Here is a 22,290-nt window from a genome sequence, read left to right on the forward strand (position 1 = left end):
GGGCGCGCTCAAGCGTCGGCAGGCGATGGCGCGCCGCAATATCGCGCGACATAGGCGGCATGCCCGGGCAGCCCGGCGACGGTATGCTGCACTTGCTCGCGCAGCATCGACAGCAGCCGATCGAGTTCCTCGTCGCGCAATTTGGCGGCAATTGGGTGATGAGATCGGGGCATGATGCCCTGCCCCATCATCACCTGCACCCAGCTGTTCTCGGCGAACAATTCCTCGTTCTTGCGGAACACGCGGCCGGTGTCGCGGAACAGATCGATCTTCTGCGCCAGCGTGTCGGGGATCTCCATGTCGCGGCACTGACGCCAGAACGCGCTGTCAGCGCGCTCCGTCGCTTTGTAATGCAGGATCAGGAAATCGCGGATCTGCAGCATGTCGGTATGTTGCTGGTCGTTGAACTCGGCCACGTCGCGCACGCTGATCTCTCCCGCCGGCAGCATCCGCAGCAAGCGCAGCACGGCGCGCTGGATCAGATGGATGCTGGTCGATTCGAGCGGCTCCATGAAGCCGCTCGCCAGACCGATCGCGATGCAGTTGCGATGCCATTGCTTGCGCCGCGCGCCGGTCGTGAAGCGCAATCTGTTGGGTGCGGTCAGCGTCTCGCCCGCGAGGTTGCCGAGCAACCGCGCTTCCGCCTCGTCATGCGACAGATAACGACTGCAATAGACGATGCCGTTGCCGGTGCGATGCTGCAGCGGGATGCGCCATTGCCAGCCGGCATCGTGCGCCATCGCGCGCGTGTACGGCACCGCCGGCCCGACATTCTCGGTCTGCACCGCGATCGCCGAATCGCACGGCAGATAATGCGTCCAGTCGTCGTAGCCGGCATGCAGCGCCTGCTCGATCAGCAAGGCGCGGAAACCCGTGCAGTCCAGGAACAGGTCGCCCTCGATCCGCGCGCCGGACTCCAATACCAGCGCGGCAATGTCGCCGCTTTCGCCGTCGAGCTCGACGCGCCAGATCTTGCCCTCGACGCGCGTCGTGCCGTCCGCTTCCGCCATCTCGCGCAGGAACTTGGCGTAGAGCGTCGAATCGAGCTGATAGGCATAGTTCATGCCGTTATCGGGCAGATGCGCGAACTTCGATTGCAATGCGGCGATCAGCTCGAGGCAATACTCGTCATATGGCTGCTGGTGCCCATGCTGCAGCCCGTGCAGCCAGAAATGCTGGAATCCCGCCGCCCAGTGATCCTTGCCGGTCACGCCGAAGGAATGGAAATAGCGGTCGCCGCCATCCTTCCAGCCGTCGAACAGGATGCCGAGCTTGAACGTCGCCTGCGTCGCGCGCATGAAATCGGCTTCGTTGATGCCCAGGATACGGTTGTAATTGACCAACGGCGGGATGGTCGATTCGCCCACGCCGATCGTCCCGATCGCGTCGGATTCGACCAGCGTCACTTCGGCCGCGCGGCCCATCGTGCGGGCGATCGCGGCGGCGGCCATCCAGCCCGCAGTTCCGCCTCCGGCAACGACGATACGACGCACAGGCATTCCTTCCACGGTCATTTGCTCAACTGCCGCAGCAGGAAGGCGCGCAGCCGCCCGGCGCTCTGCGGCGTCAGCGGCGCGAGCACGCTGCGCGCTGCTTCCGGGATATGCGCGACGACCGCCTCGTCATTGCCGAAGACGTAATGGTCGAACATGTCGCGCCAGTGCGCCTTCTGATCGGCGGGCAGGTCGCGGATCGCGAGCAGCGCGTGGTTCAGCGCATCTTGTGGCTGGCCGAGCCACGATGGGGCATCGCGCCACCAGTAATTGATGAGCACGTTGAACGCGTCGAGCCCCTCTACATGGTGCCACCACATCGGCGGGATGTAGAGCGCATCGCCCGCCGCCAGTTCGGCGACCTGCGCGTGCGCCAGCGCGGTGGCGAAGCGTGGGTACGCAGCGAAGTCCGGCGCGTGGAAATCGACCATGCTGATCGCCCGGCCAGCCGGCGTATTGTCCACCGGTCCAAGGTACAGATTGCGGAACTGCTCGCGCGGGAACAGCGTAAACCGCCGCCGGCCGGCCGCGACGCAGGCGAGATTGGCGGGCAGATCGTTATGCGCGGCGATCCGCGTGCGCGTGCCGATCCAGATGCTGGCCAACGCCATGCGCTGGCCGAGATCGACGTGATTGGCCTCGTGCAGCCCGGTGAAGAAATCGTGCAGGTCGACCGATCCAAGATAGATCGGCGGCGCGCCCGCCTGCCCCTCGAACGCGTCGATCTTCGCGAAGATCGCAGGCAGCTTGGCCTGCATCATACGGAAGTTCATCCCCATGGCGTCGTCATAGAACAACCGGCCATCGCTCTCGGATGTGCCGACCGAGACGGCGAACGGCACCGGGCGGGCATGCGCGGCGATATAGGCGCGCGCCTCGCGGGCCGAACGGCGCCCGGCCACGACCAGCGGCCAATCCTTGACCAGCCCGCGCACGACGAACGGCGCGGTCGCCGCGCGCAGCCGCGCGTCGAGATCGGCGGCGTCGCTGACCGTCACCTCGGGCACCGGTGTACCCGCGGCGCCGCCGGGGTCGGCCTCAGCCATCGCCGCGCCGGTTCTTGCGCGCGACGAGATCGCCGAGATGGCCAAGCGAGGCGATCGCCATGAAGATCGGCATCAGATGCCCCTCGCGGTGCAGATCGCCGAGCGCATCGCCGTCGAGGTCGCGCAACCGTTCCTCGTGGATGACATGGAAGCCGACCAGCCGATTGACCGCGCCGCTGTCGAGCGTCACTTCCAGCGTCAGCGGTTCGAGCAGATCGTGGCGGCGCAGCGCATCGAAGAAGCCGGCGGACGCTTGGTATCCCTGGTCCAGCGCACCAAGTTTCTCCGCCATGTCGTCGAGATACGGCGTCGGCCGGCTCGTATCGTCGAACAGCCGCACGCCCTCTTCGCCGCCGATGCGCGGACTGCCCATGTCGATATGCACCTGCTTCGTAGCGGCATCGTCCGCGCTGCGCCCGATCAGGAACGGCTGGATCGCGATCGCCAGCGGGCGGTAGCGCGCGTCCCAGCCGTCCGGCCCGAGGAACAGGTTCTCGTCCTCGGTAAAGCCGAACATGGCGAGCGCGGTGAAGGCGATGCGCTCGGCATTCTGGCGGAACAGGATCGGGTAATGCTCCTGCACCTGCCGAAATTCGGCGGGCACGGTCAGGCAGCACATCACCGCGTCGCCGAGCGCGGCGGCGGAATCGGTGCGCACCCGCACCGTGGCATGGGTTTCGGCGGTCAGCAGCTGGTGATCGGGCATCAGGAGACGGTTTCCGGTGAGGCAGGCGCACGCAGCGCGTCGAGATAGGCGCGGTTGCCCGGCAGGCTCGCGGCGAGCGTGCGCCCGCGCTGCTCGACCCGGTGCAGCGCCGCGGCGACGCCATCGCGCGCGCCGATGAACGCGCCATCCGAGGGAGGAGTGAAACCCATACCGTACAGCACATAAAGGTAACTCGCCGCTGGGAACACCTCTTCCGCCATCGGCAGATCCGTGCGCGACGGCGGCTGGTGCCGCCACAGCACCAGCAGGTCGACAAGCCGCGGCGGGATTGACGCGGGGTCGCGATGATCGCGCCAATAGGGCTCGTCGCGCTTGCTCAGCACGTAATGCAGCTTGAGGAACTCGACGATCCGGTCCCAGCGATAGCGGAACAGCGCGTTGAACCGCGCGGCGTGGAGCGGCATCGCCGCCCGGCTCGCCGGGAAGCCGTCGAGCAGCGCGTCGAGCGACAATTCGATCATGACGATCGCCGAGGCTTCGAGCGGCTCGAGAAAGCCGGCGGCTTGGCCGATCGCCAGGCAATTGCGGTACCAGAAGGCTTCGCGATGGCCGGAGCGGAAGCGGAGCTGGCGAAAGGGCAATTGTGCGAGATCGGCGTCGGGCGCGGTGCGGCGAAGATAGGCGTCGAGCGTCGCCCCTGCCTCATCGTCGCGCATATGCGCCGAGGAATATACGCAGCCCACGCCGCGGCGCGTCGGCAGGCCGATATCCCAGATCCAGCCGGCAGCGTGCGCGGTGGCGTTGGTCTGCGAGGCGATCACGCTGTCCGGCGCCACCGGCACCTGCACCGCGAGCGCCGAATCGTTGAACAGTTCACCGCCGCGATCGATCACCGGCACGCCGTAATGCGCACCGATCAGCAGCGCGGCGTGCCCGGTGCAATCGAGGAACAGATCGCCGGTGATCGCGCCGTGGTCGCGCGTGGCGACCGCCGCGATATCGCCGTCGTCCGCCGCTTCCACCGCCATCACATGATCGCGCACATGGCGGACGCCGAGACGCTGGGTCGCGTGGCGCATCAGCAATGCGGCGAGCTTCCCGGCATCGAGATGATAGGCATAGTTCAGCGCGCCGGCATAATCGGGCATGGCACGCTGGCGCGGCGCGAGATTGCCGGCGCAGACCTGGGCCTGCGCCGTGACGAGGTCGGCGAACGCTCCCACGCCGGCGGAATCGCGCCACGCCGCCACCACGTCGCGCGGGTCGCCTTCGATCGGCGGACCGAACGGATGGAGATAGGCGTCGTCCGCGCCGCCATCACGCCAGCCGACGAAACGCGAGCCCTGCTTGAACGCGCCATCGCACGCGAGCAGAAACTCGGTTTCCGAAATGCCGATCCGTTGCAGCGTGCGCCGCATTGTCGGCCAGGTGCCTTCGCCGACCCCGATCGTGGCTACCTCGGGGGATTCGATCAGCGTGACGGAGATTGCTCGCACCGCCCGCTGATCGGCCTGCGCCGCGATCAGACACGCCGCCAGCCAGCCGGCGGTGCCGCCGCCGACGATGACGATCCCTGTCACTGGATGTTCCATGCCGTTCGGCCTTACTGCTCGCGTCCGCGTGTCTGGCTGTGGCGCAAGAAAAAGACCACCCCCGTGCGCCGGGGATGGTCCTTTCTGTCAGCATCGAATGCGGCGCGTGCCCATCAGAAGCTGAAGCGTACGCCGGCCGAATAGCGCGCGTCGCCGGGCTGCGAGAAGGTGACGAAATTGTCCGACCGACGATGGCCGCGACGGCTCGCGCCGGTCAGGTTGATCGCCTCGACGAAACCGGTCAGCCCCTTGACGAACACGTAGCTCGCGCTGGCGTCGACCTGGCCATATTTCTCGACATAGACCGGGTTGGGATTGCCGCTCTCGTAGAATTCGTCGCGCCAGTTATAGGCGACACGCGCCTGCAGCCCGTTCTTGTCGTAGTACAGCACCGCATTCGCACTATCGCTCAAGCCCGCCAGCGCGAACTGGCCGGTATTGGGGTTCAGCGCATTGTTGAACTTCGCGTCGCCGTTGACGATCGTATAGTTCAGGATCGTGCCGAACCCGGTATCCCAGAAATTGTGCTGGATGGCGAATTCGAAGCCGTCGATCGTCGCCTTCTGGTCCGAGTTGAACGGCGTGCCGACGCGGAAGTTGACCAGCCCGTCTTCCGGCAGGCCGAAGATGCTTCCCTGATACAAACCGTTGGAAAGAATCGGATTACCCGCCGCATCCCGGGTGACGGCTACCGAACCCGGATAGTTGCGCAGGATATAGTCGCGAATCCGCAACACGTCGGTCGTTCCGCCCAGCGCCGCCTGTGCAGCACGGAAACGTGGCCCGTCGCCCGGATTGCGCAACTCGAAGGCCGAACGCTCGATCTCCTGCGAGTTGATGAAGTTCTTCACCTTCTTGCGGAAATAACCGACAGAAATGTAGCTCGTGTCGCCATAATACCATTCCGCCGACACATCGATATTCTTCGACAGGAACGGCACCAGGTTGGGGTTGCCCTGCAAACCACCACCGCCGGCGATCCCGAATTGGCGATTGAGCGTCAGGCCGCCCTGCAGACTGTTGTAATCGGCACGGGTGATCGTGTGGCTGTACGACGCGCGCAGCTTCACGTTGTCGATCGGCTGCATGTCGAAATCAATCGCGGGCAACCAGTTCTGATAGCTGCCCTTGTTCGTCAGGAACGTGTTTGCCGTGCCATAGGTGATGTTGAATTCGCCGGCGGCCACCCAGGCGGTACCGGTCGGGATCGGCGTCAGCGATGCCGAGCTGATCGTCGTCTGATCATAGCGTACCCCGCCGATGATGTGCGCCGCGCGGCCGAACATATCGAACTTGGTGTTGACCTGGACATAGGGCGAGATCGTCTTTTCGCGGATGCGACGGTCGGTTTCGTAATTGGCCAGGCAGTTGCCGTCACCGCCGCAGATGTTGAACTTGCTGTCGAGCAGATCGACCATCCGTTCGAAATTGAAGCGGTAGTAAGCCGGGATGATCCCCGAATTTGCGCCGTCGACGCCCTTGAACTTGTCCGGCAGGCTGACGAGCTCGAACAGATCGTCCGGTAGGTCCGCCGGCGTGCCGACGCCACCCCAGGTGTCGTTCTGCGTAAAGCCATAGGCCGAGCGCACCTTGTTGTCGACGTACGAGAAGCCGACGTCGATCGAATCGAGGAAGTCGCCGTCATGCTCGTATTTGCCGCTCAACTGGATCTGGTTGATCCGGTCGCGGAAATAGGCGTTGCGGAACGAATTGCCCGTTGCGTTGATCAGCGCCGGGTTGAGCGCATCGATGCCCGGCTGCATGACGTAGGAAATAACCGGCAGGTCCTTGGTGAAGTCCACCGTCTGCGATGCCACGCCGAAGATCGCCGAGCCGACCGACGTGCTGGTGCCGAACCGATTGGTCGGCTTGGATTCCGCGGTCGAATGATGTGCGTCGAGCGAGACGGTAACGCCGCCCGGCGCGTCCCACTTCAGATTGCCGCCGAGCGACTTGTTCTCGGTCACGTTCGCGGTCAGCGAGCCGCTGTACGACAGATCCTTACCGGGGCCGAACCGCTCGGTGTAGAACACCGGGCCGGCAACCGGGCCATCGGTCCACGAGGTCGACGTATCGCCGAAGTTGAACCAGATGCCGACACTGCTGTCGCGGGCTTCCACCTTGTTGCGCGAATAGGTGAAATCGACCGTCGCGGTCAGTGAGTCGGTCGGGCGCGCCTGGAGCACCAACTGGCCGTTGATGCGCTCGCGCTTGATGTCGGTGAGATTGTACGCGGCGCTCTGCGGCACTTCGTACACGTCGTCGGGGCCAGGACGATTGATGACATTGGGCCCTTCCGGCCCGAGCGTACCCCAATCGTTTTCGTTGCCCAGGAACGAATTGCCGAACCCGACCGAGCCGGTGTTCACGCTGGCGTTGCGCTTCTGGTAGCTGCCCGAGAGCAGGATGCCGAACTGGTCGGCGGGGCCGAACGTCGCACTGACCACACCGGACACTTCGGGCGTCACCTGGTTCTTGCCGTTCTGCGAGGTGTCGACGACACCCTTGGCCGCGACCGACCCGCGAAAGCCGGGCCGGTCGAGCGGGCGCGGCGTGCGGATGTTGATCGACGAACCGATCCCGCCCGACGGCACCGCGGCGCGGCCGGTCTTGTACACTTCGACCGCGGCGATGCCTTCGGACGCGAGATTGGCGAAATCGAACGAGCGTGACGCGGGCGCGCTGGCGCCATCGCCAAGCGACGAGGTCGGCATCTGGCGGCCGTTCAGCGTGACGAGATTGTATTGCGGGCCGAAGCCGCGGACCGTGACGAACTGCCCTTCGCCATTCGAGCGATCGATCGACACGCCGGTGATGCGCTGCAGCGATTCGGCCAGGTTGGTGTCGGGGAACTTGCCGATGTCTTCGGCCGAGATCGCATCGACCACGCCCTGCGCGTTGCGCTTGATATCCACCGCCTGGCGCAGACTAGCCCGGATACCGGTAACGACGATCTCGTCGCCGGTGGGGTCCTGCTCGGCGACGGAGGGTTCGATCTCGGACGGGCCCGGATTGCCAAGCGTGGCCGCGGCGTCCTGCGCGGCGGCGACTTGCGGCAGGCCGGCGATCGCCAGCGTGGATGCGGATAATACCAGTTTCGAAAGCGTCCGAGCTGTAAAACGGCGCATATCGCCCCCCTTTTTAATCATCACGTGGTTCAACCCACGCTTCATTGAGAACGTTCACTTGATCGCTTTGTCCCGCCCTGTCAACGGCCCGCCGCAGTGGCCTGGCACGGTTTTGCGAGACTTCGCCGGCGAACATCGGGTGAACCTGTTCCACCACATCCGCACCGTCTTATGACAGATGTCGATACCACGTTCGACCAGCAGATCCTCAACATTGCGCAGCGACCGCGGAAATCGCACGTACATCATCACCACCAGCCGGATCACCTTCGGGTGACGAATAAAAGTAGCGAAAAGGATTTGCAGGGGCGGGGTATGCCATCGCTCTATCCCACCCCGGCTAGCGATCGGTGCATATGGGCTGACAGAGCCCGGCGAAACGTTCGACCCCGGCCCGACCCATCCGAACGCCGCTCTGGTCCCTGCCCTGCTCGCACTGGCCGATGCCGACCCCACGATCGAAGGCGCGCGCTTCCTCACTGCAATGACAGCAGGCAGCGATCTCGCCTGCCGCCCCTCGCTAGCGCCGGCGCGCGCCTATGAGGAAGGCGGCTGGTACCCACCAGCACCAGTGGGGCTTATCGCCGCGGCCGCGGCCTGCGCCAAGTTGCTCAGATTGGGTGCCGACGGCATCCGTCATGCCATGGGGCTGGCGATGTTGCAGGGCAGCTTCCCGGGCGAGATCAAATATGATGCCGCGTCGCCGCTGCGCGGCGTGCGCGAGGCATTTGCGGCACGCGGCGCGGTCGAGGCAGCGTTGCTGGCACAAGCGGGCGCGCGCGCCTTCGCCGCACCGCTCGAGGGACGGGCCGGCTTCTTCGCGATCTATGGCGGCGGCGCGGCCCGAGACAGCCTGACCGCTGATCTCGGCGCGCGCTTCTTGGGCAACGAGGTCAGCTTCAAGCCATTGCCATGCTGTCGCGGGACGCACGCTTATATCGAAGCTGCGATCGCCCTATGCGAGCGTTGCGACTGGCGCGAGATCAAGACCATCACCGCGCAGATCAGTCCGATCCAGGAATGCTGATCCGGCCGCAACCCGGCAAGGGCGCCGCAGAGCGCGATCGAGGCCAAGTTCAACATCCGTTCACCACCGCCTTCGGCTTCATTCATGGCGGCGTCTCGCTTGATTCCTTCGACCACGTCGCGCGAAACGATACGGCGGTGCTTGAGCTGGCGCAGCACGTAACGGAATATCGCAATCCCACCTGGGGTCGCGAACACGCCGCGAGCGGATCGCTGGTCGTGACGCTTCGCTCCGGCGAGCGACTGAGTCATTAAGTACCGCATGCGATCGGCCACCCCGGCAATCCGCTCAGCGATGATGCGCTGGTGGACAAGTTCGTCGCGTGCGCGGCACCGGCAACGCTTTCTATTACCAAACCGAATTCACGATCGGCTGCGGCGCAGGTTCTTGGGCTGAGCGTACGATCATCTGCGACGAGCCTGCTACGTCCGGCATGGAATGTCGCTTGCGGACTGCTCGCCGCCGCATCCCAAATCCAAGCCGATGCTGGATGTCAGGATAGTTGTTCAGGAGCCTTAAACTCCCGCCCTCCTCTCTCGCCCGCTTACGCCGCGCCACAATGGCGAAGTGCACGTTGTCAAATAGTCAGAATTTAGTTCATTTTACGATGCCAGCCGCAACTTGATACAGGGCCACACTTCAGCAGCGCGTATGTATTTTTTCCAAAACTTAAAAAGACTGAGAATAAATAAGTCCATGATATCGTCAAATTGCAAAGAGGGGTTCATATCGCCTGATGCTATTAGCTGAATAATTACGTCAAAAAGCTTTTTACTGCTTATCATAAACATATCGATCGTTGGAAGCTTTGCCCGCAGGATCAGCAGCGCTCCATAGATATCGAAAGGTCATCTGCTTGCCGTCGCTCGAGAGATTGACCTGCAGTTGCGATACGACCTGACCTTTGGCCTGAGCGGTCCAGAACGCGGTGTGACTATCGGCCTTCACTACCAGCAAGGCGTCGAGGCCTGGGCCCGCCTGGGGCGTCGACTTCCCGTAGGTGTAGGGGATCTGTGAGACGTGCTTCTTCCCAGGCTCCGCCAACAATTCCAACGTTTCGGTGATCAGCACCCCGTCGGCGCTTGGCGCGAACACGAATTCCTTGCTCTTGACCCCCGGATCGGTCGCTATGATTGATCGGGCCTTGTTGAGCCGCCATGTGCCCAGAAAAGGATCATCCGCTGCATTGGCCGTAACCGGCAGGAATAATGCCAGGATCAGGCCGGCAAGTGTTCGCACGATCATGTTCATCCCAACTCCCCTTTATGGTGATGCAGAACTCCGCGACCCCGCATGCACATTGACACATGTATTAGGCGCGGACCTTCCAGCCGGTCTTTCAGAGCGCTTCGGTGTAGAGATATTCGTGCTGACTATCGCGAATGGCCAAGGTGCGTTTGCCATCGGCCGTACCGACGAGCGCGTCGACACCGATCGACCCCGGTCCTGCCGAAACGATCGATACGCTGCCATCTGCATTGCGACGCGTAACCACTGGTCCCTCGATGAACCCGGCTGTCAGCCATTTACCGCCGTTCCGATCGCTGATCTTCATGTTCAGCCCGTCGGGCGAGCGATAATGCGCCGCCAGGTTGGCGAGCACCGCCGGATCGCCCGGGATCGTCAGGCGAGAGCGGCGGGCGGCAGTGCTGGCCTTTTGCTGTGCGGCGGCCGGCGCAATCATCTGCGCCGCCTCGGGCTTGCCGTCATAGACGACTTCCAGCAGGCGGCGCAGCAGCGGCTGGAACAGCGCCGGCCCCGAATCCGCGTTGGTCAGGATCACCGCACCTATCCCCGTATCCGGCAGCACGTAGAAATTGCTGTGGTACCCTTGCAGCGTACCGCCATGGGTGACGACATGAACGCCGGATTCGATGCGGTCCATCAGCCCCATGCCGTACCACGCGTCCTCGCCGAGCGACACGTTGTGCTTGCGCCGCTCGAGGATGTTGGCTTCGCTCACTAGCCTCTTGCCCTCGGGCGTGACGCCCTTGGTGATCTCCAGTTGCGCATAGCGTGCCATGTCGGCGACGCTGGACCAGACCCCGCCGGCGGGGCGATGCGGGACGATGAGGTGATTGAAGCTGTTCGACATCAGCGTCATGCGGCCATCGACACTGTAGCCATGCGGGCGTGCCCAATCGCCGCTCTCGCCAACCCTGAGATCGAAGGTCGTGTCGCGCATCTTGAGCGGCGTGAAGATGCGCGTCTGCATGGCGCGATCGAACCCGGCGCCGAGCTCCATGTCCGGATAGGCGAGATGCCCACCCAGATACCCCGCGGCGGACGCCATCAGATTGTTGTACTGGAACAATTCCCCGAACTTGCTGGTGGGCTGCGTCACGGCGAGTTGCTTGAACGTGTCCGACGCGGGCGCTCCGCTGTCGGCAAGGATGAACGCATAATCCTTGCGCGGAAGGCCGGTGCACGCACAGACGAGATGGCGCACCTCCACCGAGCGCGTCACCTCGTCGCTGCCGAGGCGGAAGGGGGGATAGAGTTCGGTGACCTTCTGATCCCAGCGCAGCTTGCCCTCATCGGCCAGCACCGACAGCAACAACGTCGCCATGCCCTTGGTGTTCGAGGCGATCATGAACTTGGTGTGCGCGGTGACCGGCTCGGGCGAGCCGAGTGCCCGTACGCCGATTCCGCCCTGCCAGACGACCTTGCCATTATCGATCAATGCCAGGCCGACGCCCGGCACATCGAGCGTGCGCGCCGATTCCGCCACGAAATCGCGGAGCAGCTTGATGCGCTCGGGCGAAAGGTGATGGACGGTCTTGTTGGCGAAATTCTCGCGCTGGTACCCGGCCGGGCGCAGGCTTTCCGAGATCAGCCCCATCGCGGACGACCGCTTGTTGGCGACCGCTTCGGAGCCCTCGGTGACGATGACGGTCCACGCCGTGCCGCTACGCAGCGCCAACGCCGAGACGGTCGCACGCTCGTTGGGTGACGTTTCATAGGCGATGTTGGCGCGTTCATCCCAGCCGTCACCGGGCGCCGCAGGGCTGACCAGCCGCACCACGCGGTTGGCGCGTGGTGCGAACTTCGACCAGGCGGCAGCGGCGGCGGCACCGGCGTTAGCGGCGGGGCCGACTTCGACCACGGCGATCTTCAGCGTTCCTTCGGGCGAAGCGAAGATCGTGCTCGGACCGTCGACCGTCTGCGTCCAGTCGCGCGGCTGGATATAGGCGAGACCGCTAACGGTGGTCCTGGGCGTGTCCGACGCGGCGGCGGTCTGGGCCATGGCAGGAAGCGGGAGCGCCAACAGGGCGAGGGCGAAGGCGAGTTTCATTTCGGTCTCTCCGATTGGCGTACATTGCGGCTGGTTTGCGACATGGGCATCGCTCGTGGCGTGACTGGGCAGTGCAGCGTCACTGCTTGGGGCCGACCGGCGTGAAGAGCAGGTCCTGATAGTCCCAGCTGAAATCAGCCACCGGCGAGACGGGACGCATCGTCACCCGCTCGATCTTGCCGGCGGGATCCAGCGCAAAATTGACGAAGGCCGGCTCGAAGCTCTTATCGTCCCACCGCGTCTTGAAGCTGTCATACTGCCAATGCTGCAGCGTACCTGTCATGCCGGGCGACTGTTTGAAGTCGATGCGCAGGTCCTGGCCCTGCAGCCGGATCGAGATCGGCCCGTACCAGGGGTCGGCATAGTCGCCGACATAACTAGCCAGCGGCAGGAACGGACCGATCGCCGCGGGCTTGGCTTCAGCGGTCGCGAGGGCCGCGACCGCGCGTTGCTGCCGCTCGCGCTTGTACGTGCGCCAGGCGCCCGCCCAGCCCTGTGCCGGCTGGTCGAGATAATGATCGAGCAGTTGGTACATCAGCCCGCGGATTACCTCGCCATCCTCGGAATTGATCAGAATCGAGAAGCCGATATTCTTTTCCGGGATCATCACCACGGTCGCCTGGAACCCGAACACCGCACCATCGTGCGAGACGATCTTCGCGCCCTTATAGTCTTCGACCGACCAGCCGAGCGCATAGGCGCTCAGTATCGGCTGCGCGGCCTTCAGCGCGGGCGGCATCTGCCCGGTCGGCGTCAGCACCATCGGCTTCCACATCTCGGCCGCCTGTGCTTCGCTGAACAGCTGACCACCCTTGGGCAGCTTGCCATGAGCGAGCTGGATCGACAGCCATTGTGCCATATCGTTGGCACTGACCGCGAGGCCGCCGGCGGGCGCCGCCGTGCGCCCCAGTTCCTTGCGCTCGTCGAGCGGCTCCAGGTCACCGAGCCCGCGAAACGCCCCGTTCACGCGGGCATGCGGGAAGGCACGATCGCGTTTGGCAAAGCGCGTCTCGTCCGATGTCGCGGTCATCATTCCACCGGCGCGCAGCACATGCTGCTCGACAAAGGCTTCCCATGTCTGCCCGCTCACCTCTTCGATCAGCTGGCCGGCGACCATGTAGAGGATGTTGTCATAGGCATAGCCGCTGCGGAAACTGGTTGCCGGCTTGATGAAGCGGATGCGTCGCACGGCTTCGCGACGTGTCAGGTTGGTGCTCGGCACGAACAGCAGGTCTCCTGCGCCCAGCCCCAGCCCGCTGCGATGGACCAGCAGGTCGCGGATCGTCATCTCGCGCGTGACCCAGGGATCGTACATCTGGAAGCCCGGCAGCCGATCGATCACCTTGTCGTCCCAACCGATCTTGCCCTGGTCGACCAGGATGGCGAGCGCCGCCGTAGTGAACGCCTTGCCGGTCGATCCGTTGGGGAAGATCGTGTTCGGCGTCACCGCGTCATGCCCGCCAAGCCGGCGAACGCCATAGCCCTTGGCCAGCGTGGTGCGGCCGTTCTCGACGATGGCGATCGCCATGCCGGGCACGCCCACCGCCTTGCGGAGCTCCTCCACCTTGGCATCGAAGCCCGCCGGCGGATCCGCCAACGCAGCCGTCGGCGCAAGCGCCAGGAGCATTGCGAAAACCGCGACGCCGGCGCGTTGCCGCAGGCGGTGAGATGTAGCCATGGCAGATCCTTTCATCAGGGTTTCACGAGGTGATAGGTGACGTGTGGCTGCGAGGAGAAGGACAGTCGCGGATCACGCGTGCCGCCGTAGAAGCGTAGCCGTTCGTACGGCCCGCCCGCGCGCGCGCCGGTCACCTGCTCGTACGTGTCCGGGCCGATGCGCTGCCAGCTCGATACCCGCTCGCCCATCGCGATCTTCAACGCGCCCGCGCCCGCCGGCGAGACTTTCAGGTCGTTCTTTGGGTCGGCCGGCTTGTCATAATCGCGGCGATTGACGCGGTAGCTACCGAGCTGCGGCGGCGGTCCGGCCCGGCGTATCGCCGGCTGACGCGGGAACATGCGACCGATGATCGCCTCGGTCAGCTCGGTCCGCGCGCCGTAGCTGCCCTCGCCCCCGGTCATCGAGATGAACACGCCGAAGCCGAGATCGGGTGCGAGGAACAGGTTGGAGTGGAAATCGCGGGTATTACCGCCATGACCGACGAGCCGCGGCCCCGACAGCCGGTGCACCATGAAACCGTGCGCCATGCCTTCGAGGCCGGGCACGTTGGCATAGCTGTCCGACATCAGCAGGCGGACCGATTCCGGCGAGAGGATCCGCGTGCCCCCGAGTTGCCCGCCGCCCAGCATCGCGAGCATGAAGCGGGCCATGTCGGCACCGGTGGCCGAGGCGGAGCCCGCCGGCATGATCACGCCGTAATATTCCACCGGCTGCGCGACGAAGCGACCGTCCACGACCTTGTACCCCAGCGCCGCGCGCTGTCGCATCGCCGGGGGCAGGACCTCGCGAAACGTGGTCGAATTCATGCCCAGCGGGCGAAACAGGTGCCGTTCGGCATAATCGGCGAACGGCTCGCCCGACACGCGCTCGACGATGTAGCCGGCCAGCGCCGCGCCGTAATTGGAATAGGACGTTTCGGTCCCTGGTGCCCAGATCCGCCGGGGAATGTGCGTCTTCATCCAACTGGTGAATGGTGCCGCCTTTGCCGGATCGTCGGTCGAGATGCCGCCGACATCGCTCATGCCCGGCGTATGCGCGAACAGGTCGCCGACCGTTACCGGCTTGCCCTCGAATGCCGGGATGGTGAAATCCAGATACTGGTTGACGTCCGCGTCCATACGGACCTTGCCCCGCTCGATCTGCTGCATCAGCGCAACCCAGGTGAACAGCTTGGATACCGACCCTGGGCGGAACAAAGTCTCGGCCGGATTTACCGCAATCGAGCGATCGACATCGGCGAACCCATAGCCACGGGACAGCACGACCCGGCCGTTATGGACCACGGTGACGACCGCGCCCGCCACCTCTCGCGTGGCGATCTGCTGTGCGACGACGCCGTCGATGAAGGCCGGCAGTGCTGCGAGATCGTTGGCACGGATCGCGCTTGCCGGCGCACGTTGCGCCAGGACGGGCGATGCCATGCCGGACACGAGCAAGGCGAGCGGCATCGTCGCGACGATGCCGTAGCGGTTGAGCCGGATCATGGAAGCACCTCTTGTCATGGCGATGGTGTGGGCGAAGTTACGCGGGCGAGTCATGCGAGACAGCTTTCGACCAGGCGGTCGAATGCGGGTCCGCCGCGGATCGAGTCGGCCACCGGCAGGTTCCACCGTTCGCTGTCGGCCGCCATCAGCCGCTCGGCGGCGTCGGGTGCGAGCTTCGAACTATCGTAGGATATTCCGCCGCAACGGATCGCGGGATTGGTGCGCCGCCCGAGCAGCAGGGTCGCGGCGATTACATCCTCGATGGTCGGCAGAGCGTAACCCGGTGCACCGAGCATATCGGTACGGCCAGGTTCGTGGCACACGACGAAGACATCGGGTTGGCTGCCGTGCAGCAGGCCCAGCGACACGCCGGCATAGGCCGGATGGAATAGCGATCCCTGCCCCTCAATGACGTCCCAATGGCCGGCCGCGGCGTCGGGCGACAGCATCTCGGCGGCACCGGCCTCGAAATCCGCGATCACCGCGTCCATCGGCATGCCGCCGCCGGCGATCATGATGCCGGTCTGCCCTGTTGCGCGGAATTCGGTGTCCAGTTCGCGCCGCTGGAACGCGCGGGTCAGCGCGAGCGCGGTATACTTCTTGCCCAGGGCACAGTCGGTGCCCACGGTCAGAAGGCGCTTGCCTGTTCGCTTGCGCCCCGTGCCCACCGGTATGCTCGCCGGCGGCACGCGCACGTCGATCAACCGCCGCCCGGCCTGTTCGGCCGCCTCAGGCAAGCCGGGGACATCGGCCAGCCGGACGTGCATCCCGCTGATGACATCCAGGCCGGCGTCCAGTGCCTCGATCAAGGCATCCCGCCAGTGCGCCGGAATGACGCCGCCCGGATTTGCCACGCCGATAACCATCGCACGCGCGCCCTGCGTCATTGCTTGCGCTGGCGTCATGTTTGTCAGATCGGCGGAAACGCTCGCGCCATCCAGCGCGTACTCGCCGATACAGCGATCGGGCGCCCAGTCGCGTAGCCCGAACGCGGTCTTGGCGTATCCGGCTTTGGTGACGTCACCCAGAAAAAGCAGATAGGGCTGCGGTAGCGACGATGAGAGATCGGCCGGTTGTGACTGCAAGGCCACGCTCAACCGCCCCAGGTCGCGGCGAGCAGGCGCTGGAAGTTGCCGCCGAGGACTGCCTTGATATTGGCATCGGAATAGCGACGGCGGATCAGCTCGTCGGTCAGATCGTACATCTTGCGCGGGTGATCGAAGCCATCGACGTCGATCTTCTCGCGGAAGGCATAGCTGTCCTTATAGGCGCCGCGCAGCGCCTTGTTCATTGCCGGCGTCGTGTCGTCATAGCCGTTGAGATCGGAATCGGTGCCGATCCCGACATGATCGATGCCGGCGATCTTGACGACATGATCGATATGGTCGGCGATGTTGACGATCGTCGTAGGATCGGTCTTGCTCACGAAGTTGCGCACGCCGGTGATACCCATCACCCCGCCCTTCTTGCCCAAGGCACGGATCGCTTCGTCCGTCTTGACGCGCGGATGTTCGATCAGCGCGCGGCAATTGCTGTGGGTGATCGCGATCGGCTTGGGCGACAACGCGATCGCGTCCAGCGTCGTTCGGTCGCCGCTGTGCGACACGTCGATCAACATGCCGACCTTGTTCATCTCCTCGATGATCGACACGCCGAAATCGCTCACCCCGCCATCGACGCGGTCGGTCGATCCGGAGCCGATGCGGTTCTGCGAATTGTAGGTCAGCTGCGCACAGCGTTGACCGATCTCGTAGAAATGCTTGACGTCGGCGGGGCGCCGAAAATGATCGGCATTCTGCAGCCCCATGATAACAGCGCATTTGCCGTCGCGTTTCGCGCGATCGAGATCTGACACCTTGTCGACGCCGCACAAGAGATGCGCATGGCGTGCGACGTAATTCCCCCAGATCGCGAAAAACTCCAGTGCCCCCTCATACGCGTCGGGCCCGCCAAGACCGATTGCGTGATGGAAGCCGGTTATCCCGCTGGCCCGGAAATCCGCCTCGTCCTGCGCGCTCATCGGCACCGCGTAGAAGCTGGGATCGAACGCGATCTTAATCGGTGCCAACATGTCGATGATCAGCGTTTCACGGACGAGATCGATCGCGCGGCGCGAATATTTGCCGGGTGTCGCGGCATTCAAACTATAGCTGTTGCGATTGATGAACGGGGCCGCCGCGGTGGCCGCCCCGACGCCGATCATTGCTCTACGCGTCAGTTGCGCCACGCTCATCCCCTATGTTTCTGATCAGGATGCTATGGGCAGAATGAGACAACGTCAATCAGGGACGCGTCACGGCCGATTATCGGGGGCTAAAGCGTCTTATAACTCTGTTGCAACGGATAACTGGCGCACTTGGCCCTTGAACCCTTACTTTTGGAAATGATCGGCAGGAAACCGTCTCGCGCCACCCGATCTGCAAGTTTTCAGTGAAGACGCTATTGTCCTAATCAGGACATCCTGACATGATCGTTACAGTCGCGGTCGGGAGCGATGACGAAACAGGGGGAAATCATGGTTCGATCCACACACCGCGCCAGGGCTACAGGGGCGCTTGGCTGCAGTGCTTTCGCGCTTGCTGCTGCGTTGGCGCCCTCGCCGTCAGTCGCGCAGACTGTAGCACCCGAGACGAGTTCAGAGCGCGAAGCGGGCGCGGACGACGGCGAGATCGTGGTCACCGGCTCGCGCATCGAACGCGCCGGCTTCGATCAGCCGACCCCCACCACGGTGATTGGCGCGGTAGAGTTGCGTCAGGGGCAGCGGTCCAATCTGCAGCAGGTGTTGAACGATCTGCCCGCGTTCCGGCCGACCGTCTCGACGCAGGTATCGGTCGGCAACACATCGAGCGGCAGTGCACCCGTCGATCTGCGCGGGCTCGGGATCAACCGCACGCTGACCTTGGTCAACGGCCGTCGGTTCGTCGGGCAGAACAACCTCAATTATGTGCCGCTGGGGCTCGTCAGTCGGGTCGAGGTGGTGACCGGTGGCGCTTCGGCGGCTTACGGATCGGATGCGGTCGCCGGCGTGGTGAACATCATCCTGGCCGACAAGATCGAGGGGATCACCGTCGGCGGCGTTTCGGGCATTTCATCGCGCGGCGACGGTCGCCGATATGGCGGCGACATCACCATGGGAACGTCCTTCGCCGATGGCCGCGGGCAGCTGATGTTCAGCGGCGAATATGTGAAGGATGGATCGGTCCGCGACCGCAACTCGCGACGCAATCTGGGCAGCGCCGCGATCGTCCGTCTCGATCCGGCGAGCACGACCGACTTGCGACAGGTGCTGGTGCGCGACGTGAACTTCGGCAACCAGGCATCCGCCGGCCTGATCACCAGCGGCATCTTCGCCGGCCAGATCTTCAACGACGACGGTAGCCTGCGCCAATATGGCCGGGGCACGTCGCTCGCCGCCAACCCGGCCGCAACGCCCTTTCCCGGCCAGGTGATCGGCGGCCGCGACGCGGTCGGGCTTTACGACGCGATTGCGGTTACCACACCATTGGAGCGGATCAGCACCTTCGGGCGCGTAAGCTATGACTTCGGCAGCGTGAAGCTGTGGGCGGATGCGACCTACGGCCGGTCCCGCACGGCCTATCCATTCCTACCGGATATCGGCGCTCCGGCGAGCCTCACGATCCAGGCAACCAACCCGTTCCTGTCGCCGGCGATCCGCGATGCGCTGCGCGCCGCCGGTCAGACCAGCTTCACGCTCGGCCGCTTCTTCGACAACCAATTCCGCCTGATCTACGATGCCAAGCGCGAACAGAAGGAAGGCGCGATCGGCATCGATGTCGATCTCGGTGGCAGCTGGAAAGCGAACGCCCATTACAGCCATGGCGAGATCGACTTTGCCCAGCGCGTTCGCAATGCCCGGATCGTCTCGCGCTTCAACAACGCAGTCGATGCCGTGTCGAGCGGCGGCCAAGCGGTCTGCGCGATCAACGCCGATGCCGCCACCGCCAACGACGATGCCGCCTGCCGTCCGCTGAACCTGTTCGGGCTGAACGCACCATCGGCGGAATCGCTCGCCTATATTCGCGGTACGCAGCGCAACGACACGACCAACAAGCTCGATGCTGCCTCGGTCGAGGTTCAAGGCGATCTGTTCTCGCTGTGGGCGAGACCGATCGTGGCAGCGGTCGGCGCCGAAGCCCGGTGGGAGGAGCAGATCTCGCGCAGCGGTGCCGCGGATCTCGCCGGCGCATATGGCGCGCTCAACCTGTATGGCTCGCCGATCAGCGGCGGGTTCAACGTCAAGGAAGCCTTTGGCGAAATCGCCGCGCCCATCTTTGACGTCGAGCACAAGGTCAAACTCGATCTGAACGGGGCGGCACGCTATTCGGATTACAGCCGCAGTGGCGGTATCTGGTCGTGGAAGGGTGGCGCGACGGTCGGCCTGTTCGACACGCTGATGCTGCGCGGCACAAGGTCGCGCGACATCCGCGCGCCGACAGCCACCGAACTGTTCGCCGTCCGATCGATCAATATCGGGCCGCTGGTCGATCTCGACTCCGCTGGCCGACAGGCAGCCAACCCCGCCTACAACCCCGCGCCGCAGCAAGTCACGACCTTCAGCGGCGGCAATGCGGACTTGGTGCCGGAGGTAAGCTACACGACAACGTTCGGCGCGACGTTATCGCCGAAGTTCATGCCCGGCTTCAACCTGTCGGTCGACTATTACGACATCAGCATCGGCGGGGCGATCACCACGCTGTCCGCATCCAACCTGACGCTGGCCTGCGCCAACGGCAGCGCTGCAGCTTGCGGCAGGATCACGCGGAATGCGGCGGGCACGGTGACGGAGGTGGCGTCGAATTCGCAGAACATCGCACGGTTCAAGACCAAGGGCTTCGATATCGAGGCATCGTATCTGATGCAGATGTCCGCACTCGGTGTTCCCGGCACGTTGCGGGTTCGCGCGCTTGCCACGCACATCACGGATTTCGTGTTCGACACCGGCGTGTCGCGGGTCGACTCCGCGGGCGATGTCGGCAGCAGCACCGGTAATGCGATCCCCGATTGGCGCGGCACGCTGAGCTTCACCTACCAGAATGAATGGCTCGGCTTGGATGCACGCGCGCGCTATGTCGGCAAAGGCAAGTTCAATCATCTGCTGGTCGACAATCCCGCCACCACGACGCTGGAAGGGCTCGTCAACAACGACGTGAAAGCCTTTACCTATCTCGACCTCGGCGTGCAGCTGAAGGCAAGCGAGGACTTTACGCTGTCATTCAACGTGAACAACGTGTTCGACAAGGACCCGCCAATCAGCCCGACAGGTCCGATCTATTACGATGCGATTGGCACATATTTCACTATGGGCGTGAAGGCGAACTTCTAATTGCATGGCCACCCACGCGTTCATGTACCCATCGGCGAACAATGGGCAGCCCTAAGTCCCTTATGAGGTGCATTCTACTCGCGACTTAAAGCGATAAGGATGCACCTCAGCATCTTCTCTGAGTTAACCGGCTCGCGACCGGGGGCGGCCTACCGCACGGTGACCTTCAACCCAACGAAGTAAGCTCCCACTATGGGGGCCCATCGCTGGTTGCGGACAGGTGCATCGGCATTTGCGAAGCGAATTGCATAGCGCGGGTCGTGTGCCAGTTCCTTCGCGGGATCAGGCAGCGCGAGCGCAATGTCGTAAACGCCCGGCTCCATGGTCGGTGGCAGCGGCACACGGAGCGGTGTCGTCGCGGTGACCCCCGGCAGCCAGCTTCGAGGATCAGCGTCGACCGGAATTCTGTACGCTTTCCGGTCGATCTTTCGGACGAGCACGACCTCGACCGTTCGCCGGTTGTATATTCTGGCCCACCCTTCGTTTGACACCGTGACGTCCACCCGCAGTGCGCTACCCCGCCGCGCTTCCGGCGCTACCCGTGCGCCGGTGAGGACAAGCCGATAGCCCATCCGACGGCTCACTTCATCGAGGCAGCCCTGCGACTTCCATCGATCGTGAAACAACCCACGGTAATAATCCGCGTTGAGATATGTCAGGTGGTAGCGCGCGCTTTCGCGAACGACATCGGCGCAATCGGATCTCGAAATCGCGCCGAGGTCGTCGGCCGGGTTGCACGTCTCGCCACCGAACGGGGCCAGTGCGGTTAGATTTGCCATGCGCGCCTGCAGCTTCTCACGAGGTTCCGCTTCCTCCGGAAAGGTACCGACGTCGGTCTGACTGGCCAGGAAGCAATCATTGTGGAAACCGGTGCGCAGGCCGCCAGCCAATGTTTGCCCGAGCGAAGGCATTACGGGGGCGGTCCAGTGATCCAGGTCGGGCGGATAGCGGAACTGTACGAAGCGATCGGCCGGTACCGCGTCGAGGATGGCGTCCCGGATGCGCGCGCGCGTCGCCGTCGTGGTCAGATCGTTGGACGAGGTATGCCACTCGCCCCAGGCACCGATGAAGCCTGCTTGCACATAGGCGATCACGCCTACGTTCCTGGCGAGCAATGGCTTTAATTGCGCGAGATGGCCCAGGACGATCGGCAACGCGGCATCTTGGGCCGCCTGATATCCTGTTTCCCCCTGCGGGTAATTGTACACCGCCCGGACGATCAGCTTCACCCCCGCGCTACGTGCCGCCTGGAAGCCTTGGTCCATTGCCGCAAGATAAGCGGCAGAAATTGGCGTCGTGCGGAAGCGCGACAGATCGACGCGGGCATACACCAGCCGATATCCATCGGCGAACACCCGGTCGAAGAACGCGCGGTCCGTCTGCGCAAGATCGCTGCCGCCGGCCCGATAGAAGCCACGTTCGGGATTGGGGAAGTCTTCGCGCGATGGCGTGAACGCGACGTCGTTCGAAGCCGCGCGCACCGGCACGCTTCCAAGCGCCGCCAGGCTGAAGGCAACAAGCGACCAACGTTTCATA

The 22,290-nt window shown here is 64.1% G+C and carries 15 protein-coding genes and 1 pseudogene; 3 read left to right on the forward strand and 13 right to left on the reverse strand.

Annotated features, from left to right (window positions below):
• Window positions 1-8: 8 nt before the first annotated feature.
• From NV382_RS08280 to NV382_RS19755, 6 genes and pseudogenes are all read right to left on the reverse strand, one after another.
• A complete protein-coding gene (locus NV382_RS08280; RefSeq protein ID WP_260600354.1) occupies window positions 9-1,499 on the reverse strand; it encodes a tryptophan halogenase family protein in 1,491 nt (496 codons plus the stop codon).
• Between the two features lie 11 nt (window positions 1,500-1,510).
• Entirely contained in the window at window positions 1,511-2,539 is a 1,029-nt protein-coding gene (locus tag NV382_RS08285) for a cupin-like domain-containing protein (protein WP_260600028.1), read from the reverse strand.
• Entirely contained in the window at window positions 2,532-3,245 is a 714-nt protein-coding gene (locus tag NV382_RS08290) for a SapC family protein (protein ID WP_260600029.1), read from the reverse strand. Before NV382_RS08290 ends, NV382_RS08285 begins: the two co-directional genes overlap by 8 nt.
• Window positions 3,245-4,798, reverse strand: a complete 1,554-nt coding sequence (locus tag NV382_RS08295) for a tryptophan halogenase family protein (RefSeq protein ID WP_260600030.1) — start codon at window positions 4,796-4,798, stop codon at window positions 3,245-3,247. The genes NV382_RS08290 and NV382_RS08295 overlap by 1 nt, the downstream gene beginning before the upstream one ends.
• 113 nt (window positions 4,799-4,911) lie before the next feature.
• A complete protein-coding gene (locus NV382_RS08300; protein WP_260600031.1) occupies window positions 4,912-7,926 on the reverse strand; it encodes a TonB-dependent receptor in 3,015 nt (1,004 codons plus the stop codon).
• Between the two features lie 91 nt (window positions 7,927-8,017).
• A pseudogene (locus NV382_RS19755) lies at window positions 8,018-8,248 on the reverse strand (IS6 family transposase); the annotation flags it as partial.
• Window positions 8,249-8,362: 114 nt separating this feature from the next.
• Here NV382_RS19755 and NV382_RS08305 point away from each other — a divergent pair.
• Window positions 8,363-8,953: an MmgE/PrpD family protein gene (locus tag NV382_RS08305; protein ID WP_260600355.1), complete on the forward strand. Its 591-nt coding sequence runs from the start codon at window positions 8,363-8,365 to the stop codon at window positions 8,951-8,953.
• Entirely contained in the window at window positions 8,947-9,207 is a 261-nt protein-coding gene (locus NV382_RS08310) for a hypothetical protein (RefSeq protein ID WP_260600032.1), read from the forward strand. Before NV382_RS08305 ends, NV382_RS08310 begins: the two co-directional genes overlap by 7 nt.
• A 517-nt stretch (window positions 9,208-9,724) precedes the next feature.
• On the opposite strand, the gene NV382_RS08315 is transcribed toward NV382_RS08310, so the two are convergent.
• From NV382_RS08315 to NV382_RS08340, 6 genes are all read right to left on the reverse strand, one after another.
• Complete coding sequence (locus NV382_RS08315; protein ID WP_260600033.1) at window positions 9,725-10,204, reverse strand: hypothetical protein; 480 nt, start codon at window positions 10,202-10,204, stop codon at window positions 9,725-9,727.
• A gap of 88 nt (window positions 10,205-10,292) precedes the next feature.
• Window positions 10,293-12,248: a serine hydrolase domain-containing protein gene (locus NV382_RS08320; protein ID WP_260600034.1), complete on the reverse strand. Its 1,956-nt coding sequence runs from the start codon at window positions 12,246-12,248 to the stop codon at window positions 10,293-10,295.
• Window positions 12,249-12,327: 79 nt separating this feature from the next.
• Window positions 12,328-13,926 (reverse strand): serine hydrolase, encoded by a 1,599-nt coding sequence (locus NV382_RS08325; protein WP_260600035.1) that lies wholly within the window; start codon window positions 13,924-13,926, stop codon window positions 12,328-12,330.
• A 14-nt stretch (window positions 13,927-13,940) separates the two neighbouring features.
• A complete protein-coding gene (locus tag NV382_RS08330) occupies window positions 13,941-15,410 on the reverse strand; it encodes a serine hydrolase domain-containing protein (RefSeq protein ID WP_260600036.1) in 1,470 nt (489 codons plus the stop codon).
• 50 nt (window positions 15,411-15,460) lie between these two features.
• The gene (locus NV382_RS08335) at window positions 15,461-16,495 is read right to left on the reverse strand and encodes an N-acetyltransferase DgcN family protein (RefSeq protein WP_260600037.1); all 1,035 of its coding nucleotides are present in this window, start codon (window positions 16,493-16,495) and stop codon (window positions 15,461-15,463) included.
• Between the two features lie 8 nt (window positions 16,496-16,503).
• Window positions 16,504-17,637, reverse strand: coding sequence for a membrane dipeptidase (locus tag NV382_RS08340; protein ID WP_418066773.1), 1,134 nt, complete (start codon window positions 17,635-17,637; stop codon window positions 16,504-16,506).
• 288 nt (window positions 17,638-17,925) lie between these two features.
• Between NV382_RS08340 and NV382_RS08345 the strand changes: the two genes are divergently transcribed.
• Complete coding sequence (locus tag NV382_RS08345; RefSeq protein ID WP_260600039.1) at window positions 17,926-20,754, forward strand: TonB-dependent receptor plug domain-containing protein; 2,829 nt, start codon at window positions 17,926-17,928, stop codon at window positions 20,752-20,754.
• Window positions 20,755-20,903: 149 nt separating this feature from the next.
• Here the strand turns inward: NV382_RS08345 and NV382_RS08350 are convergent, their stop codons facing one another.
• The gene (locus NV382_RS08350) at window positions 20,904-22,289 is read right to left on the reverse strand and encodes a DUF4832 domain-containing protein (RefSeq protein WP_260600040.1); all 1,386 of its coding nucleotides are present in this window, start codon (window positions 22,287-22,289) and stop codon (window positions 20,904-20,906) included.
• Window position 22,290 lies beyond the last annotated feature (1 nt).

Source organism: Sphingomonas endolithica (assembly GCF_025231525.1).
Classification (GTDB): Bacteria; Pseudomonadota; Alphaproteobacteria; order Sphingomonadales; family Sphingomonadaceae; genus Sphingomonas; species Sphingomonas endolithica.